The sequence below is a fragment of the Dactylosporangium sp. CS-033363 genome, assembly GCF_050942475.1.
Classification (GTDB): Bacteria; Actinomycetota; Actinomycetes; order Mycobacteriales; family Micromonosporaceae; genus Dactylosporangium.
On record NZ_CP192032.1, the window covers coordinates 1,229,996 to 1,246,745 of the forward strand.

Annotated in this window: 15 protein-coding genes and 1 riboswitch; of the genes, 9 read left to right on the plus strand and 6 right to left on the minus strand. The window is 70.1% G+C overall.

Annotated elements, in window-relative coordinates; all coding sequences use genetic code 11:
• Positions 1 to 7: 7 nt before the first annotated feature.
• Both ACQPZ4_RS05645 and ACQPZ4_RS05650 read right to left on the minus strand, forming a co-directional pair.
• A complete protein-coding gene (locus ACQPZ4_RS05645; RefSeq protein WP_433056815.1) occupies positions 8 to 817 on the minus strand; it encodes an SAM-dependent methyltransferase in 810 nt (269 codons plus the stop codon).
• A 104-nt stretch (positions 818 to 921) separates the two neighbouring features.
• On the minus strand, positions 922 to 2,772 hold the full coding sequence (locus ACQPZ4_RS05650) for a bifunctional metallophosphatase/5'-nucleotidase (RefSeq protein ID WP_433056817.1): 1,851 nt from the start codon (positions 2,770 to 2,772) through the stop codon (positions 922 to 924).
• 228 nt (positions 2,773 to 3,000) lie between these two features.
• Between ACQPZ4_RS05650 and ACQPZ4_RS05655 the strand changes: the two genes are divergently transcribed.
• From ACQPZ4_RS05655 to ACQPZ4_RS05665, 3 genes are all read left to right on the plus strand, one after another.
• Positions 3,001 to 3,927, plus strand: coding sequence for a glycoside hydrolase family 16 protein (locus ACQPZ4_RS05655; protein ID WP_433056819.1), 927 nt, complete (start codon positions 3,001 to 3,003; stop codon positions 3,925 to 3,927).
• A 207-nt stretch (positions 3,928 to 4,134) separates the two neighbouring features.
• Entirely contained in the window at positions 4,135 to 5,127 is a 993-nt protein-coding gene (locus tag ACQPZ4_RS05660; RefSeq protein ID WP_433056821.1) for an NAD-dependent epimerase/dehydratase family protein, read from the plus strand.
• A 379-nt stretch (positions 5,128 to 5,506) separates the two neighbouring features.
• Entirely contained in the window at positions 5,507 to 6,430 is a 924-nt protein-coding gene (locus ACQPZ4_RS05665; protein ID WP_433056823.1) for a sigma-70 family RNA polymerase sigma factor, read from the plus strand.
• A gap of 72 nt (positions 6,431 to 6,502) precedes the next feature.
• Here the strand turns inward: ACQPZ4_RS05665 and ACQPZ4_RS05670 are convergent, their stop codons facing one another.
• The 3 genes from ACQPZ4_RS05670 to ACQPZ4_RS05680 all read right to left on the minus strand — a co-directional run bounded on the left by ACQPZ4_RS05670 (position 6,503) and on the right by ACQPZ4_RS05680 (position 8,732).
• A complete protein-coding gene (locus tag ACQPZ4_RS05670; RefSeq protein ID WP_433056825.1) occupies positions 6,503 to 6,913 on the minus strand; it encodes an Rv0361 family membrane protein in 411 nt (136 codons plus the stop codon).
• 54 nt (positions 6,914 to 6,967) lie between these two features.
• Positions 6,968 to 7,750, minus strand: a complete 783-nt coding sequence (locus ACQPZ4_RS05675) for a methyltransferase domain-containing protein (RefSeq protein ID WP_433056827.1) — start codon at positions 7,748 to 7,750, stop codon at positions 6,968 to 6,970.
• A 64-nt stretch (positions 7,751 to 7,814) separates the two neighbouring features.
• Complete coding sequence (locus ACQPZ4_RS05680; protein ID WP_433056829.1) at positions 7,815 to 8,732, minus strand: NlpC/P60 family protein; 918 nt, start codon at positions 8,730 to 8,732, stop codon at positions 7,815 to 7,817.
• A gap of 37 nt (positions 8,733 to 8,769) precedes the next feature.
• Positions 8,770 to 8,928, minus strand: a riboswitch (cyclic di-AMP (ydaO/yuaA leader).
• Between the two features lie 305 nt (positions 8,929 to 9,233).
• Here ACQPZ4_RS05680 and ACQPZ4_RS05685 point away from each other — a divergent pair.
• Genes ACQPZ4_RS05685 through ACQPZ4_RS05710 form a run of 6 tightly spaced genes read left to right on the plus strand, consistent with a single transcriptional unit; the run spans position 9,234 to position 15,844 of the window.
• Positions 9,234 to 9,968: an ABC transporter ATP-binding protein gene (locus ACQPZ4_RS05685; protein ID WP_433056831.1), complete on the plus strand. Its 735-nt coding sequence runs from the start codon at positions 9,234 to 9,236 to the stop codon at positions 9,966 to 9,968.
• Positions 9,965 to 10,753, plus strand: coding sequence for an ABC transporter ATP-binding protein (locus ACQPZ4_RS05690; protein WP_433056833.1), 789 nt, complete (start codon positions 9,965 to 9,967; stop codon positions 10,751 to 10,753). Before ACQPZ4_RS05685 ends, ACQPZ4_RS05690 begins: the two co-directional genes overlap by 4 nt.
• Positions 10,750 to 12,552 carry an AMP-dependent synthetase/ligase gene (locus ACQPZ4_RS05695; RefSeq protein WP_433056835.1) on the plus strand — a complete coding sequence of 601 codons (1,803 nt, stop codon included), beginning with the start codon at positions 10,750 to 10,752 and terminating at the stop codon, positions 12,550 to 12,552. The genes ACQPZ4_RS05690 and ACQPZ4_RS05695 overlap by 4 nt, the downstream gene beginning before the upstream one ends.
• Positions 12,549 to 13,436 (plus strand): branched-chain amino acid ABC transporter permease, encoded by an 888-nt coding sequence (locus tag ACQPZ4_RS05700; protein ID WP_433056837.1) that lies wholly within the window; start codon positions 12,549 to 12,551, stop codon positions 13,434 to 13,436. Before ACQPZ4_RS05695 ends, ACQPZ4_RS05700 begins: the two co-directional genes overlap by 4 nt.
• Positions 13,433 to 14,533 carry a branched-chain amino acid ABC transporter permease gene (locus tag ACQPZ4_RS05705; protein WP_433056839.1) on the plus strand — a complete coding sequence of 367 codons (1,101 nt, stop codon included), beginning with the start codon at positions 13,433 to 13,435 and terminating at the stop codon, positions 14,531 to 14,533. The genes ACQPZ4_RS05700 and ACQPZ4_RS05705 overlap by 4 nt, the downstream gene beginning before the upstream one ends.
• Before the next feature lie 9 nt (positions 14,534 to 14,542).
• Entirely contained in the window at positions 14,543 to 15,844 is a 1,302-nt protein-coding gene (locus ACQPZ4_RS05710) for an ABC transporter substrate-binding protein (protein WP_433056841.1), read from the plus strand.
• Between the two features lie 3 nt (positions 15,845 to 15,847).
• Here ACQPZ4_RS05710 and ACQPZ4_RS05715 read toward each other — a convergent pair whose 3' ends face one another.
• Positions 15,848 to 16,681 carry a DUF5753 domain-containing protein gene (locus tag ACQPZ4_RS05715; RefSeq protein WP_433056843.1) on the minus strand — a complete coding sequence of 278 codons (834 nt, stop codon included), beginning with the start codon at positions 16,679 to 16,681 and terminating at the stop codon, positions 15,848 to 15,850.
• Between the last annotated feature and the right edge of the window lie 69 nt (positions 16,682 to 16,750).

A 16,750-nucleotide genomic window follows, 5' to 3' on the forward strand; every position in this document is an offset into this window, starting at 1 on the left:
GGCGGCGTTAGTCCTTGCGTGCGACGGCCACGCAGCCGATCGCGTTGCCTTCGGGCGGGGGCTCCTCGTCGCCGGCCGGGCGCCACGCGTGCGGCGCGACGACCCCCGGCGGGAGCGCGGTCAGGTCCCCGAGGAGCGCCTCGACCTGCGTGTTGGTGCGCAGGATGAGCGGGGTGGGCGAGCGGCGGTACATCTCCCAGGCCTCTTCCTCGGCCGGCGTGAGCGGCCGGTCGAGCCCGGCGTGGGAGAGCACCACGTGGCTGCCGGGCACGCCGGCGGCGGCGTAGCCGGCCACGATGTCGGCCGGGCGCTGCTCGTCCGGGACGAAGTGCAGCACCGCGACGAGCAGGAAGGCGACCGGCTGGGTGAAGTCGATCAGGCCCTGCACCTGCGGCTGGGCCAGCACCTCGGCCGGGGAGCGCAGGTCGCCGGCGACGACCGCGGTGCCCGGCACGCCGGCCAGGATGGCCCGGCTGTGCGCGACCGCGACGGGGTCGTGGTCGACGTAGACGACCCGCCCGTCCGTCACGCCCGCGTCGGCGAGCACCTCGTGGACGTTGCCGACGGTCGGGATGCCGGAGCCGAGGTCGAGGTACTGCCGCACGCCCTGCGCGGCGAGCGCCCGCACCGCGCGGCGCAGGAAGGCCCGGTTGCTGCGGGCCAGCCCGGCGACGGCCGGCATGACCTTGAGGACCTGCTCGGCGAAGGCGCGGTCGGCGGCGAAGTTGTGCGATCCGCCGAGGTAGTAGTCGTAGACCCGGGCCACGCTCGGCCGGTCGAGATCGACGTCGGCCGGGGCCCAGCTGGGACGATCCACAGATCAACACTCCTCGACCTTGGTCGTTGTGCGCCGAGCATACGTGTGGGCGGGCGGCGAGAAAACCCGCCGCCCGCCCGGACGAGTATTGATCAGGCTCTTCGCTAGGCGATGAGGGTGTAGCGGTTGGCCGGGCCGGGAGCGATGGGTCCGGTGCCCAGGTAGGACGTGAGGGCGTCGACGTCGAAGCCGGGCGCGGTGACGCGGCCGGTGCCCTTCGCGAGGTTCAGGAACCCGTCGCCGCCGTTGGCCAGGAAGTCGTTCGTGGTCACCTTGTAGGTGGCCGCCGGGTCGATCGCCACGCCGTTGAGCTGGATGTTGCTGATCTTCGAACCAGCAGGAGCCGAAGCGCTGATCTGGTACGTGAAGCCGGCCGACACCTGCAGCATGCGCTGGACGGACTGGCCCTGGAAGCCGACGAACTGCTGCTCGAGGACGTCCTTGAGCTGCGCGCCGGTGAAGGACTGGGTGACGACCAGGTTGTTGAACGGCTGGACGGTGAACGCCTCGCCGTACGTGACCTGGCCGGGCGCCTCGCCGCCGGGGGAGTTGGCGTAGGTGAGCGAGGCCCGGATGCCGCCCGGGTTCATGAACGCGATCTGGGCGCCCGCCGAGGCCTTGGTGTAGGCCAGCTGGGCGTCGGCGATGACGTCGCCGAGCGGCGTCTCACCGGAGGGCACCTGGGTGGTGGTGATGTCGGCGGTGATGCTGCCGACGACCTTGTTCGCGAGCGGGGCGACCGCCGTGCGGTACTTGTCGGCGATCTTCTTGACCTTCGGGTCCACCATCGCCGGGTTGCGGACGAAGTTGCCGGCCGCGTCCTTCTGGTACGTCCCGTCGGCGTTCTTGACGCCGTTGTCCACGATCACGTTGGTGGCCGACGCGTCGACGAACTTGCGCGTCTTCTTGTCCAGCGTGATGCGGATGTCGCTGACCAGCACGCCGAACGAGCCCGCGCTCGTCACCAGCGAGTTCTGGCCCGAGGAGTTCGGCAGCTCGCAGCTGTAGAAGCGGTGGGTGTGGCCGGAGACGACGACGCCGTAGGCCGGGTTGAGGCCCTTGGTGATGTCGGTGATCGGGCCGGCGAAGTTGGCGCAGCCGGACGGGTCCAGCGGGGCCGGCGGGCTGCTCTGCAGACCGCCCTCGTGCACCACCAGGACCATCGACTTGATGCCGAGCCAGCCCAGGATGGTGGCGTACTTGTTCGCCGTCTCGACCTCGTCGTGGAAGTCGACGTTCTTGATGCCGGCCGGGTTGACGATGCCGGGGGTGCCCTCGAGCGTCATGCCGACGAACGCGACCGGCACGCCGTCGTAGAAGCGGATGGTGAACGGCAGCAGGATCGGCAGGCCGTTCGACTTCTGGGTGACGTTGGCGGCGAGGTACGGGAACTTGGCCCCCGCGAACCCGTCGCCGTCCTGGCAGCCGTCGGTCGGGTGGCAACCGCCGAACTGCATCCGGTAGAGCTCGGTGACGCCCTCGTCGAACTCGTGGTTGCCCACGGACGCGAAGTCGACGCCCATCGCGTTGAGGACCTCGATCGCCGGCTCGTCGTGGAACGCGGCGCTCACCAGCGGCGAGGCGCCGATGTTGTCACCGGCGACGACCGTGTCGCTGTTCTTGACGCCGGCCTTCTTGGCGTCGTTGCGCAGCTTGGTCAGGTAGGTGCTGAGGTACTCGGAGCCACCGGCGGGGACGCCGTTGACGAGCCCGCCACTGCCGGTCGGCGGGTCGATGTTGCCGTGGAAGTCGTTGAAGCCGAGCAGCTGCGCGGTCGTCGTCGGCCCGGTCTTCTGGGTGAACGAGACTTTGGCCGGGGTCAGTGGCGTCCACTGGTCCGCTGCCTGCGAGCCGCCCGTCTTGGCCAGGGGCAGCAGTGCGACGACCGCTAAGGCGAGTGCGGGCACCGCGAGGTGCTGCGCGATCCGCCAGCCGCGGGCGCTTGGCTGGGCCATGATCTCTCCTTGGAGAAGGGAAACATGCGTCGATCGACATCCTTGTCGAACGCATCGATCGGGCGCGAGCGGGACTTGCCGTCGGGTAAATGTCCTACGGGTAAAGGCGAGGGTTCGCCGGAACGGGCTGTCCGAACGGGCAATACACACTGCGCGACCGTGCGGTACCCGTAGGTATCTAGTACGTTCGGGCCCGGAAGGTACACCGCGCGTACGGAGGCGGTCACCATGATGAGGCGGTTCTCGGCCGTTCTGGTCGTCGTCGCATCGGCCGCGCTCGGTGGGTTGATCTTCCCCGAACGGGTGAACGCGGCCGATCCCGTCGGCTGGCGCCGGATCTTCTCCAACTCCTTCGACGACCCCGGCCGGCTGCCCACCGGCTGCTCGGCCTACGACGGCGCCCCGGAGGGTGCGCAGGCGAGCTACTTCCGCCCCGAGGCCGTCACGGTCGCCGACGGGCACCTGAGCCTGGCCCTGCACCGCCGCACGTACGGCGGCAAGCCCTTCGTCACCGGCGAGCTGCGCTGCGTCGGCTCCGCCCAGCAGTTCGGCCGCTACGAGTTCAAGGCGCGCGTCCCGGTCGGGGCGGGCATCGACTCGATGGCCCTGCTGCGCCCGGTGGACCGCGCGGCGGGCAAGCACGACTCCCAGCTGGAGATCATGGCCAAGCCGGGCGCGGAGCAGGCCGTGGTCACCAACGCCGACGGGACGTCCTCGAAGTCCGAGGTGCTCAAGGGTTCGTACCGCGACTGGCACACGTACCTCATCGAGTGGGACCCGTCCGGCTTCAGGCTCGCCGTCGACGGCGCGCCGGTCTGGCAGGACGCGGCCGCGTCGACCGAGCCGCGCTGGTTCGGCTTCGCGGTGACGACGGGGGACCGGGCGGGGACGCCGAGCTCGTCGACGCCACTGCCCGCCGAGTTCCAGATCGACTTCCTGCGGATCTGGGCCTTCGAACCGGTCGACGGGGCGTCGCCGGCGCCGGTCGAGCAGCCGTCCACAGTGGATGGTGCGATGCCCGCGGCGCCGCCTTCGGACCGGCACTGGTCGCTGTGGCTGGCGGTGGCCGCGGTGGTGACGGCGGCTTGCGCGCTCTTCGCGTTCGTGATTCACAAGACCCGGCCGCATCGACCGCCGTCTTCGCATCGCGCCTGAATCGCCGCCCTTCTGGGGATTTTCTGCCGTTCCGACTGAAACGCGCAGTTCTCCACACCGCCCACTGCCCGGTTCCCGGCATATCGCCTGTCGGGGTATAAGTCCGAAATGTCGGGCAAGCGAAGCGCCCGACATTTCGTCTCACAGCGGATCCGCCATCGGCGAAACGGGGTCGTCCACACCGCCGGAGCAGCGAATCATCGGCGGATGAGAATTCTCGTACTGGGTGGGACCGTGTTCCTCGGCCGGGCCGTGGCCCGGCAGGCGCTCGAAGCCGGCCACGACGTCGTCTGCGCCGCCCGTGGGGAGTCCGGAGAGCCCGTCGACGGCGTCGAGTTCGTCAAGGTCGATCGGGACCGGGCCGGGGGGCTGCACGGGCTTCAGGGGAGCTTTGACGCCGTTGTTGACGTGGCCCGGCATCCGCGGCACGTGCGGCACGCCGTCGACGAGCTGGCCGGGCGGGTCGGGCACTACACGCTCGTCTCCAGCTGCTCCGCCTATGCCGACGCGGTGACCCCGGGACAGACCCCGGCCACGGCGCCGTTGCTGCCGGCCGACTTCGAGGCGGACCCGTGGTCCGATGCCGAGGCGTACGGGCGGTGCAAGGTGGCGTGTGAGGAGCTGGCCGCCGCCGGGTTCGGCGCCGATCGGACGTTCCTGCTGCGGGCGGGCATGATCGTCGGGCCGGAGGACCCCACGTACCGGTTCGAGTACTGGGTGCGGCGCGCGGAGCGGGGTGGCGAGGTGCTGGCGCCCGGCGGGCCGGACGAGGCGGTGCAGCTGGTGGACGTGCGCGACCTGGCCGGCTGGATCATCGCCGCGGCGGGGAACGGGCTGGCCGGGGCGTACGACGGGATCGGGGCGCCGATGACGCGGGCCGAGTTCCACGCCGGGTTCGCCGAGGGGGTCGGGGTGCCGCAGGAACTCACCTGGGTCGCGCAGGATTTTCTGCTCGAGCACGGGGTAGCGCCGTGGAGCGGGCCGCGGTCGCTGCCGTTCTGGCTGCCGCTGCCGGAGTACGCCGGCCATATGAGCCGGGACGTGGGCCCTTCGGTGGAGGCGGGGCTCGCGACCAGGCCCCTCGCGGCGACCGTCCGGGCGACCCTGGAAGCAATTCGTGACGCATCCCACATCGATCCGAAGAACGGACTGGGTATCGACGAGGAAGCTCAGTTGTTGCGGGAATGGCATGAGCGGTGAGCATCACCCCCGCTCGCTTCCCGGAAAGCCTGTCGCACCGCCGACAGTTGCCGATGAACAACCGTGCCCAAGCGGCACCGAACGTCCCCGGCGCGGGCGTTCCCAGGGAACTCACAGCGAATTCAGGCGTCTGACGGGCAGGTAGAGCACGTATCACTTGTTGCAACCGAAGCGAACCGGAGCAGTCTCCCGAGCGTCTAGGTAAGTGGTGCAACTCTCAGGGGTCGTCACCGAATCGCCCCCGCGGGCGGAATTCGGAAGGCGCTTTGACTGTTGTGTAGGGGGCATACCCGGGGGGCACCCGTTTTAGCAGGGTGAAACGGGGAAGGCGAAGGATGGAGCGGGGAGGGGCCCGAAGGTGGAGAACGTGAAAGTGGAGATGCGACCCGACACAGGCGCCGAGGAGCGTGACCTGGTCGGCGTGTACCTGCATGAGATCTCCCGCACGCCGCTGCTCGACGCCGCTTCAGAGGTCGAGCTGTCCAAGGCGGTCGAGGCGGGGCTCTATGCGGAGCACCTGCTCGACAGCGACGAGATTCCCGATGGCGTGACGGCCGATGAGCTGCACCGGCTGGTGGCCGACGGCGAGCGGGCGAAGGACCGGTTCATCCGGGCCAACCTGCGGCTGGTCGTGTCGATCGCGCGGCGCTACGTGCGGTCCGGCATGCCGATGCTCGACCTCATCCAGGAGGGCAACACCGGCCTCGTGCGGGCGGTCGAGAAGTTCGACTACGTGCGTGGCTACAAGTTCTCGACGTACGCGACGTGGTGGATCCGCCAGGCGATCAGCCGGGCGATCGCGCAGCAGGAGCGCACGGTCCGGCTCCCGGTGCACCTCGTCGAGGACGTCAACCGCATGCGCAACGTCGCGCGGCAGCTCACCCGTGAGCTGGGCAACGAGCCGGAGCCGGAGCAGCTGGCCACGGCGCTCGGGGTGCCCGTCGAGCGGGTGCACGAGCTCATGCGCTGGTCGCAGGACACCGTGTCGCTCGACACCCCCGTGGGTGACGACGGCGACACCAACCTCGGCGACCTGGTCGCGGACTCCGACGCCCCGTCGCCGGAGGACGTGGTCCTGGCCGCGCTGGAGCGTCAGCGCATCGAGGGCCTGCTCAACCACCTCGACGACCGTTCGGCCGGCATCATGCGGGCCCGCTACGGCCTCGAGGACGGCCGCGAGCACTCGCTGACCGAGGTGGCGACCCGGTTCTCGCTCTCCCGCGAGCGCATCCGCCAGCTCGAGATCCAGGCGCTCGGCCGGCTCCGCGAGCTGGCCCGCGCGGAGGGCCTCCAGGCCGCATAACCAACCCCCACAACGACAAGAAGCCCCGGGTCGATGCCGACCCGGGGCTTTCGCATGCACCTGAAGCGTGGCCTAGTACGGGTCGCCGCACACCTTCCACGCGCCGCCTTCCTTCAGCATCTCGAAGGAGTGCTTGGCCTTGCCGCTCTTGAAGGTGACCTCGGCCGAGATCGATGCGGTCTCGGTACCGTTCTGGTTGCTGTAGGAGCCGCCCCAGCTGAAGTCGTGCGCGCTCGGCGGGTTCCGCTGCACATAGGCCTCGAACGTCTCCGGGCCGTACTGCGCCTGCGTGTCGCCGCAGAGCAGGTCGTACGCCGTCTGGGTCTTCCCGCCCTCCAGTGCGGTCAGGAAGTCACCGGCCGCGGCCTTGGGCGCCTTGGTGGACTTGTCGACGATGAAGAACAGCCCGGCCGCGCCGCCGCCGCAACAGAGGACGAGGACGCCGATCGCGCTGAAAAGAATGATCTTCCAGGTTTTGCTCACACGCGCCAGCCTAGGAATCGCGATCAAGCCGCGGTGTACACCACCCGACGCGGATCATGCCCGATGTGCGACCACGAACAGGCGCGGGAAGGGCAGGAGCGTGCCGAACGGCTCACGGGGGTACCGCTGCCGCAGTTCGCTCCTGACGTCGGCGGTGAACTCCTCGAGGTCGCTCCCGGACAGCGCGTCGAGGTAGGGCCGCAGGCCGGTGCCCTTGAACCACTCGAAGACCGGATCGTCGCCCGGCAGCACGTGGAAGTAGGTCGTCTGCCACGCGTCGACGGTGAGTCCGGCTGCGGAGAGTAACCGCACGTACTCCGCCCCGTCGAGCACCGGGCTGGCCGCCCGCGGCCCGGTCGAGCCCGCCGCGCCGGCCAGCAGCGGCGCCCACCGCTCCCGCGCGGCCACGCCGGCCAGGCCCGGGTCGAACGAGGGGACCGGCACCTGGAAGGCGAGCGTCCCGCCGTCGTCGAGGGCGGCCGCCCAGCGCGGCAGGAGCGTCTCGTGGTCGTCGACCCACTGCAGCGAGGCGTTGGCCACGATGACGTCCAGGGAGCCGCGCTGGGGGCGCCACTGGGCCGCGTCGGCGAGCTGGAAGGTGACCTGGGCGGTCCGGTGCTCGTTCGCCGCCGCGATCATCGACGGCGAGGAGTCCAGGCCCAGGACCGCCGCGTCGGGCCAGCGCTCGGCGAGCGTGGCGGTCATCGTGCCGGGGCCGCAGCCCAGGTCGACGACGGCGACCGCGGACGTGGTGGGGATGCGGGCGACGAGCTCGCGGAACGGCCGGGCGCGCTCCTCGGCGAAGCGCTCGTACTGCTGCGGGTCCCAGGAGGCCATGCCCCCAATGATGAAGGCCCGCGGATCGGTCTCGATCCGCGGGCCCTCGGGACGTGCCTGGGGGTCAGCCCTTGACGCGGCCGTACCCGTAGATGCTGTCGACGCTGACCGACGCGTACCGCACCACATCACCGGTGTGCGGCGCATGGATGATCGTGTCGTTGCCGACGTAGATGCCGACGTGGCCGAGGCCGTTGTAGAAGACGAGGTCGCCCGGCGCCAGCGAACTGCGCGGAATGTGGGCCACCTTGCTCCATTGGCTCGCGGCGTTGTGCGGCAGGCTCACGCCCGCGGCCGCCCATGCCGCCATCGTCAGGCCCGAGCAGTCGAACGAGTTGGGACCGCCGGCGCCGTACACGTAGGGCTTGCCGAGCTTGCTCTTGGCGTAGTTCACCGCGGCGCCGGCATTGCCCGAGACGGCGGGCAGGGTGCCCGGGTTGTAGTTCGCGCCGGTGACCTTGGTGCTCCCGGCGTTCTTGGCCTTCTTCTGCAGATCTTCGAGCTTCTTGACGTCGCCCTCGATCTTCTTGCGCTGGTTCTCGAAGTCGGCCTTCTGCGTGTTCTGGGCCGCGATCGTCTGGTCCAGCTGCGTCTTGGCGTTCTTGTAGTCGCTGATGCTCTTCTGCTGCGCCCGCGTGACCTGCTGCAGCATCGTCATCTGGTCCATCAGCGAGCCCGACGACGTGGCGGACAGCATGATGTTGATGTTGCGCATGCTGCCGTTGGTCTTGAAGGCCTCGATGGCGATCTGGGAGACGCCTTCGTTGGCCGCGGTTAGGTTCTTCTCGAGGTCGGCCGCCTTCGCCTGCGAGTCGGCCATGTCGATGTTGAGCTTGTTCCAGTTCTCGATCGTGGCCTCGAGGTCCTTGTTCTGCTTGTCGAGCTGGGCCTCGATCTCGGACAGCGACGGGTCGGCGTGTGCGACCGTGGCGGGTGCGAGCACCGCGAGCGAGATGAACCCGATCGCCAGAGTCCGCAGCACCGACCGGCGGGCACGATGTCCAGTGGACAAGGGAAGACCCTTCTGCACCTACCGCCTACCGGGTTAGCTGACGGGTTCGGGCGGGAAGAGATAGCGCCCTACCGCGGCGTCGCGGATTCACCCCAACGAAGTGGGTCCCCGGTTCGATGTGCGCGCCCGAGGGGTGGGCTCGCACGGCGTCGATTCGGCGGCGCTTGCCCGGCGCCATCCGGGGTGGACGGCGGACTGCCGAGCAGGCCAGCGCCTAACTTAACGTGATCACCGGCCGGGCGGAAGGCGCGCGCCCCGCTCGATATCTAATGTTCCGAATGTCCGGATTACTGCCGGTTGGAGCCTCGTGCCAATCCGTGACTTTGGTGCCGGACGGTTACGAATTCGGGACTTGATTTTGTACAGAGGCACGGTTAAATACACGTAACTTCATACACCGACGGTGCAAATAGTTCCGGGGGTCCGCACGTGCTACGGGTCCAGAACCTCGAAGTGGTCTACGACGATGTGATGCTGGTCTTACGGGGCGTCAGCCTCGCCGTCCCGGAAGGTCGGATCGTCGCCCTGCTCGGGGCGAACGGCGCCGGGAAGACCACCCTGCTGCGGGCGCTGTCCGGGCTGCTCGGCGTGCACGACGGCGCCGTCACCCGGGGTTCGGTGACCCTCGGCGACCGCCCGATCCACCGGCTGCGGCCCGCCGCCGTGGTCCGCCGCGGGATCAGCCAGGTCATGGAGGGCCGGCGCACGTTCGCCGAGCTGACCGTGGAGGAGAACCTGCGCCTCGGCGCGCACACCCGCCGCCGCGGGGTGGCCGAGGCCATGGAGCGCATGTACACGCTGTTCCCGGTGCTCAAGGAGCGGCGCGGCTCGATCGCGGGGTACCTGTCGGGGGGCGAGCAGCAGATGCTCGCGATGGGCCGGGCGCTCATGTCCGACCCGTCCTACCTGCTGCTCGACGAGCCGAGCCTGGGCCTGGCCCCGCGCCTGGTCGAGCAGGTGCGCGACCTGATCGTCGAGATCAACAAGGCCGGGACGGCGGTACTGCTGGTCGAGCAGAACGCGACCATGGCGCTGTCGGTGGCGGAGCACGGGTACGTGCTGGAGAACGGCAAGGTCGTGCTGGACAAGCCGGCCGCCGAGCTGCTCGCCGACGACGACATCCGCGAGTTCTACCTCGGCTCGCACGCCGCCCACTCCTTCCGCGACGTGAAGCACTACAAGCGCCGGAAGCGGTGGCTCTCATGAGCGATGTGCTGCGGTTCTCCGACGTGAAACTCAGCTTCGCGGGCGTCAAGGCGATCGACGGGGTCGACTTCACGGTCGGGGCCGACGAGCTGTTCGCGGTGATCGGGCCCAACGGCGCCGGCAAGACGTCCATCTTCAACGTCATTTCCGGGGTGTACCGCCCGCAGCAGGGCCGCGTCCTGCTCGACGACGTCGACATCACCGGGCTGCGGCCGGACAAGGTGGCCCGGCTGGGCGTCGCGCGGACCTTCCAGAACGTCGAGCTGTTCCGGCAGCTCACCGTCGTCGAGAACCTCATGCTCGGCCGGCACCACCACATGCGCTACGGCACGCTCGCCGCCATCGCCTGGCTCGGCCGGGCCCGGCGCGAGGAGCTTCAGAACCGGGCCCGGGTCGAGGAGATCGTCGACTTCCTCGAGCTGGCCCAGTGGCGCCGGATGCCGGTCGGGCTGCTGCCCTACGGCGTGCAGAAGCGGGTCGAGCTCGGCCGCGCCCTGGCCATGGAGCCGCGGCTGCTGCTGCTCGACGAGCCGGTGGCCGGGATGAACCTCGAGGAGACCGAGGACATGGCGCGGTACATCCTCGACATCCGCGAGGAGCTGGGCATCCCGATGATCCTCGTCGAGCACGACATGGGCCTGGTGATGGACCTCGCCGACCGGGTGCTGGTGGTCGACTTCGGCGTGCCGGTCGCCTGCGGCACGCCCGGCGAGGTCCAGCAGAACCCGGACGTGATCCGCGCCTACCTGGGCGAGACAGGCGTCGCCGAGGGGATGACCGCATGACCATCGCCACGCTGGTGCGCGACCGGGCGCACGACAACCCCGACGCCGTCGCGATGCGGGAGAAGCACCGCGGCATCTGGCGGGAGATCACCTGGCGGCAGTACTGGGACACCGCCCAGTCCGTCGCGCACGCCCTGCGCGGCCTCGGCGTCGGCCCCGGCGACCGGGTCGCGATCCTCTCCGAGAACCGGCCCGAGTGGCTGTTCGCCGACGTCGCCACGGTGGCGCTGCGGGCCGCGACCGTCGGGCTCTACCCGACCAGCCCGGCCGGCGACATCGGCTACCTGCTCGCGCACTCCGGCGCCAAGGTGCTCATCGCCGAGGACCAGGAGCAGGTGGACAAGGCCCTGGCGGTGCTGGGGGACTGCCCGCAGCTCCGGCGGATCGTGTACCTGGATCCCAAGGGCATTCGCAACCGGTACCAACACGAGGCTCTGCTGTCCTTCGACGAGATGCTCGTGGAGGCCAACCACGGCGACCGGCCCGAGCTGGAGCTCGCCGACGAGCCGGAGGACCTGGCGGCGCTCGTCTACACCTCCGGCACGACCGGGCGGCCCAAGGGCGCGATGCTGACGGTGTCCAATGTGGACTTCGCCATCGGCGTGCTGCGCGGCGACGGCGCGCTCACCGACCCGCCGCCGGGCCCGCGCGACTCGGCGCTGTCGTACCTGCCGCTGTGCCACGTGGCCGAGCGCGTGTTCACCGTCTGGCTGGGCGCGGCCAGCGGCGTGGTCGTGCACTTCGGCGAGTCGATCGCCACGGTGCAGGCCGATCTGCGCGAGGTACAGCCGACGATCCTGTTCGGCGTCCCGCGGATCTGGGAGAAGATGCTGGCCGGCGTCACCACGCGGATCGCCGGCGCGTCGCGGCTCAAGCGCGCCAACGGCCGCCTGTGGCTGCGGGTCGCCGACGGCATCGGGGCGACCCTCGCGGCCAACGGCGGGCGGCACACCCTCGGCAGCCGGCTGCGCTACGCCCTGGGCTGGCTGTGCTGCTACCGCGCGCTGCGGGAGCGGATCGGGCTGCGGCACGTGCGCTACGCGGCCAGCGGGGCGGCCCCGGTCGCGCCCGAGGTGCTGCGGTTCTTCATGGGCATCGGGGTGCCGATGCACGAGGTGTACGGCATGACGGAGAACGCCGCCATCGCCACCGGCAACCGGCCGGGGCGCATCCGGCTCGGCACCGTCGGCGAGGCCCAGCCCGGCGTCGAGGTGCGGGTGGCCGACGACGGCGAGATCCAGACCAGGCACGCGGGGACCTTCGCCGGGTATTTCCAGGACCCCGCGGCCACCGCCGAGGCGCTCACCGCCGACGGCTGGCTGCGCACCGGCGACGTCGGCGTGCTGGAGGGCACGTACCTGCGCATCACCGACCGCGCCAAGGACATCATCATCACCGCGGGCGGCAAGAACATCGCGCCCAGCGAGCTGGAGAACGCGCTCAAGGCCTCGCCGTACATCAAGGAGGCGGTGGTCGTCGGCGACCGCCGGGCGTACCTCACCGCGCTGGTCGGCATCGAGCTGGAGACCGTCGGCGACTGGGCCCAGCGCCGCGGCCTGGCCTACACCACCTACCGCGACCTGTCCGGCAAGGCGGAGGTGGTGGCCCTCGTGCGCGGCATCGTCGACGAGGTCAACGCCGGCCGCGCGCCGGTGGAGCAGCTCAAGACGTTCCGGATGCTGCCCAAGGAGCTCGACCACGAGACCGGAGAACTGACCGCCACGCAGAAGGTCCGCCGCGCCGCGGTCGCCGACGCCTTCCGCGCCGAGGTCGACGAGATGTACCGGAGTCCCGCGTGAAGGATCTGCTCGAGAGCGTGCTGCGGGGCATCGGCACCGGGAGCGTGTACGCGCTGCTGGGCCTCGGCTTCGTGATCATCTACAAGGCGACCCGGGTGATCTCCTTCGCCCAGCCGTCGTTCATGCTGGCCGGGGCGGTCCTGGTGACCTACCTCGTCGGCCCGCTCGGCTTCTTCCTCGCCCTCATCGTGGCGGCCGCGGCCACCGGCGGCCTGGCGCTGGGCGTCGAGCGGCTGGCGGTCCGCCCGATGATCGGCCGGCCGGTGTTCACCGTCGCCATCATCACGCTCGGCATCGACGTCGCCGTGCGGGTCGCCGACAACGCCTTCATCGGCCTCGACGTCCGCCACGTCGGCGACCCGTGGGGCCTGAAGGTGTTCAAGCTGCCCGGCGGGATCATCGTCGAGCAGCGGCACGTGGCCATGGTGCTCACCACCGCCGTGCTCATCGCGGGCCTGTTCGCGTTCTTCCGGTACACCCGCACGGGCCTGGCGATGCGGGCCGCCGCCTACGACCAGGAGGCGGCGCTCGCCCAGGGCGTCAGCGTCGGCTCGGTCTTCGCGATGTCGTGGGCCCTGGCCGGGGCCCTCGCGGCGGTGGCCGGCACGTTCGCGGCGGTCGGCGGCAGCGTGAGCGAGTCGCTGTGGCTGGTCGCGCTGACGGCCCTGCCGGTGATCATCCTCGGCGGGCTGGACTCACTGCCCGGCGCGGTCATCGGCGGGATCGTGGTCGGCGTGGTGCAGGAGGTCACCGCGACCTACCAGGGCCACCTCACCTGGCTCGGCGGCAACTTCTCGATCGTGACGCCGTACGTCGTCATGCTGCTCGTCCTGCTGGTGCGCCCCTATGGCCTGTTCGGGACCCGGGAGGTCACGCGCGTATGAGGAACCGTCCGCTGCTGCACACCGCCTACGGGCAGGATGTCGCGCTTTTTGGCAGTACCGTGCAGCGTTCCTTCGTCCTTCTGGGTCTGCTCGTGGCCCTCGCCATGCCGTTCCTGGTCCAGGACGACATCCTGCAGCTGCTCGCCCTGGCCTGCGTGACGGCGCTCGGCGCGCTCGGCCTCAACATCGTCACCGGCCTGGCCGGGCAGGTCTCGCTCGGCCACGCGTTCTTCCTGGCCATCGGGGCCTACACGGCGGCCGCGCTGGCCGGCGACCCGGACGGGCGCACGATCGGCTTCGGGATCACCGAGATCCTGGTCTGGCTGCCCGCCGCCGGCCTGGTCGCCGCGCTCGCCGGGATGCTGGTGGCGCCGCTGGCCACCCGGCTGCGCGGGCTCTACCTGGCCGTGGTCACGCTCGGGCTGGTCTTCATCGGCGGGCACATCATCAACGGCTGGTCCGAGCTGACCGGCGGGCCCGGCGTCGGCCGGCAGCCCCCGGCGCCCTCGCTGCTGGGCTACGACCTCAACACCTCGGACGCCTTTTTGACGAGGGACCAGAAGTTGTACCTCCTGATGCTGGTCCTGCTGCTGCTCGGCGCGCTGGCCGCCCGCAACCTGGCCCGCTCGCGGGTCGGCCGGGCGCTCACCGCCATCCGGGACCGCGACATCGCGGCCGGCGTGATCGGGGTGAACCTCGCCCGGTACAAGACGGTGGCCTTCGGGGTGTCGTCGTTCTACGCCGGCTGTGCCGGTGCGCTGCTCTACGTCGGGGCCGGCTACTTCGACCCGACCTCGTTCGACCTGCTGCTGTCGGTCCAGTACATCGCCATGATCCTCATCGGCGGCGCCGGCACCGTCAGCGGCGCGGTCCTGGGCGCCTTCCTGATCACGCTGCTGCCGCGGCTGACCCGGGAGCTCCCGTCGTTCCTGCCGTTCATCAGCTCGTCCCCGTCGGAGTCGCCGAACGCCTATCAACTCGAGACCGTGCTCTACGGCGTACTGATCATCGTCTTCCTGATCTTCGAGCCGCGAGGGTTGTTCGGCATTTGGATACGCCTTCGCAACTACTGGAAAGCCTGGCCGTTCTCGTATTAAGGAGCTTGCATGAAAAGGTTGGGTGCCCTCACCCTGGCCGCGGTGCTCGCGGTCGGGCTCACAGCCTGTCGCGGCGAGGACAACAGCGACGCCCAGAACGCCGGCGCCGGTGGGGTCAAGACCGACACCGGCATCACCAAGGAGCCGTGCCCGAAGTCCGAGCACAAGGACCGCGGCTGCATCTACCTCGGCATCATCTCCGACCTGACCGTCGGGCCGTTCCACGCGCTCGCCGTGCCGATCACCGAGTCCCAGAAGGCGTTCTGGAAGCGGGTCAACACGCAGGGCGGCATCGGCGGCTACGACGTGGACGCCGAGACCTACGTGCGGGACAACAAGTACAACCCGCAGACCCACAACGAGGTGTACCAGGAGATCAAGGGCAAGATCCTGGCCCTCGCGCAGTCGCTGGGCTCGCCGACCACGGCCGCCATCCTGCCCGACATGAAGCAGAACAACGTCCTGGCCGCACCGGCCGCGTGGACGTCGGCGTACGCGTTCGAGGACAACATCCTCGAGTCCGGCGCGAACTACTGCTTCGAGTCGATGAACGCCGTCGACTACGCCAAGGACGCCTTCAAGCCCAAGACCGTCATGGCCGTGCACCTGGCGGGTGACTACGGCGACGACGCCGCCGCCGGCGCCAAGATCGCCGCCGAGAAGAACGGCATGACGTTCATCGACGTGAAGACCGACTCCGGCACCGACAAGCAGGCCGGCGCGGTCACCGCGATCGTCACCCAGAAGCCCGACCTGGTCATCATCACCACCGGGCCGGCCGACACCGCCGCGGTCGTCGGCGGCGCCGCCCAGCGCGGCTTCACCGGCAAGTTCATCGGCACCAGCCCGTCGTGGAACCCGGGCCTGCTGCAGAGCCCGGCCGCCCCGGCGCTCAAGGCGCTGTACCTGCAGACCGGGCCGTGGAAGACGTTCTCCAGCGACACGCCCGGCCACAAGGCCATGCGTGAGGCGCTGGGCTCGTCGGTCACGCCGAACGACGGCTACACGTCCGGCTGGGTCTGGTCCTACCCGCTGCTCGCCGCGCTCAAGAAGGCGCAGGCCGACGGCGACCTCACCCGCGCCGGCCTGGTCAAGGCGGCCAAGTCCCTGACCAAGGTCGACTACGAGGGCATGCTGCCCGACGGCGCCGGCAACTACGCCGCCGGCGTCGACGGACAGTTCCGCCAGTCGCTGGTCTACAGCCCCGCCACCGGGAACGGCACCACCGATGTCCCGCTGGTCAAGGACTACTTCGTCGGGCCGACGGCCAAGGACTACAAGCTCGACAAGCCCTGCTACGAGAAGCTCTGACCGCTAGCCCGTCTTGAGTTCGTTGGCGATCTGTCGCAGGAGGTCGATCGTGGCCTCCTGCGACAGGGCGCGCTGGAGCAGGTGGTCGAACACGCCGCGATACGCCGAAATCAGCTCCGGCTCCTCCCACAGCAGGTGCTGGCGGTACAGCACCCCGTCGTCGGCCCCGAACTCCAGCAGCGTGAAGTCCCCGTCCCAGCCGGCGTGGTAGCCGGCACTCAGCGGGACCACCCGGATGTCGGCGTACGGGCGCTGCGCCACCTCGATCGTGTGCTCGAGCTGGTCGACCAGCAGCGCCTCGTCCCCCGGCACCGGCCCGCGGCGCAGCACCGACTCGTCCAGCAGCATCTGCAGCCGCGGCGGCTCGCTGCGGGCGAACAGCTCCTCCTGCCGGCGCAGGTGGAACTCGACCCGCCGCTCCGCGGCCGGGGACTCCGCATCGGTGGTGGCGTGCGCGTACCGCCGCGTCTGCAGCAGCGTCGGGAACATGATCGGTGCCCACTCACCGACCCGGGCCGCCTCCGCCTCGAAGCCCACGTAGGTGACCAGCTGTGCGGAGAGCGTCGGGCGGTACTCGTCCCACCACATCCGCCGCTTGGCCGCGCGGGCCAGCTCCAGCAGCTCGTCGACCGTCCGCGGGTCGTGGACCCGGTAGTAGGCCAGCAGGCTGCGCAGGTCGCTCACGGAGATGGCGACCGTGCCGTTCTCGATGCGGATGAGCTTGGACAGCGACCACTCCATCTCGGCGGCCACCAGGTCCTGGGTCAGCTCCCGCTCGCGCCGCAGCCGTCGCAGCTCGGCACGGAGGCGGCGCTTGCCCACGATAGGCCCGCTCATGGCCATCACCCCAATCGCAAACAGATGGCATCGCCCCGGTCGAGGGCTCCGCGTGTCTACCCGGATTGC

Bases quoted from the DNA above. Each gene is read 5' to 3' on its own strand.
- ACQPZ4_RS05650 (WP_433056817.1), bottom strand. From the start codon at position 2,772: ATGGCCCAGCCAAGCGCCCGCGGCTGGCGGATCGCGCAGCACCTCGCG.
- ACQPZ4_RS05655 (WP_433056819.1), top strand. From the start codon at position 3,001: ATGATGAGGCGGTTCTCGGCCGTTCTGGTCGTCGTCGCATCGGCCGCG.
- ACQPZ4_RS05660 (WP_433056821.1), top strand. From the start codon at position 4,135: ATGAGAATTCTCGTACTGGGTGGGACCGTGTTCCTCGGCCGGGCCGTG.
- ACQPZ4_RS05665 (WP_433056823.1), top strand. From the start codon at position 5,507: ATGCGACCCGACACAGGCGCCGAGGAGCGTGACCTGGTCGGCGTGTAC.
- ACQPZ4_RS05675 (WP_433056827.1), bottom strand. From the start codon at position 7,750: ATGGCCTCCTGGGACCCGCAGCAGTACGAGCGCTTCGCCGAGGAGCGC.
- ACQPZ4_RS05685 (WP_433056831.1), top strand. From the start codon at position 9,234: ATGCTGGTCTTACGGGGCGTCAGCCTCGCCGTCCCGGAAGGTCGGATC.
- ACQPZ4_RS05690 (WP_433056833.1), top strand. From the start codon at position 9,965: ATGAGCGATGTGCTGCGGTTCTCCGACGTGAAACTCAGCTTCGCGGGC.
- ACQPZ4_RS05695 (WP_433056835.1), top strand. From the start codon at position 10,750: ATGACCATCGCCACGCTGGTGCGCGACCGGGCGCACGACAACCCCGAC.
- ACQPZ4_RS05705 (WP_433056839.1), top strand. From the start codon at position 13,433: ATGAGGAACCGTCCGCTGCTGCACACCGCCTACGGGCAGGATGTCGCG.
- ACQPZ4_RS05710 (WP_433056841.1), top strand. From the start codon at position 14,543: ATGAAAAGGTTGGGTGCCCTCACCCTGGCCGCGGTGCTCGCGGTCGGG.
- ACQPZ4_RS05715 (WP_433056843.1), bottom strand. From the start codon at position 16,681: ATGAGCGGGCCTATCGTGGGCAAGCGCCGCCTCCGTGCCGAGCTGCGA.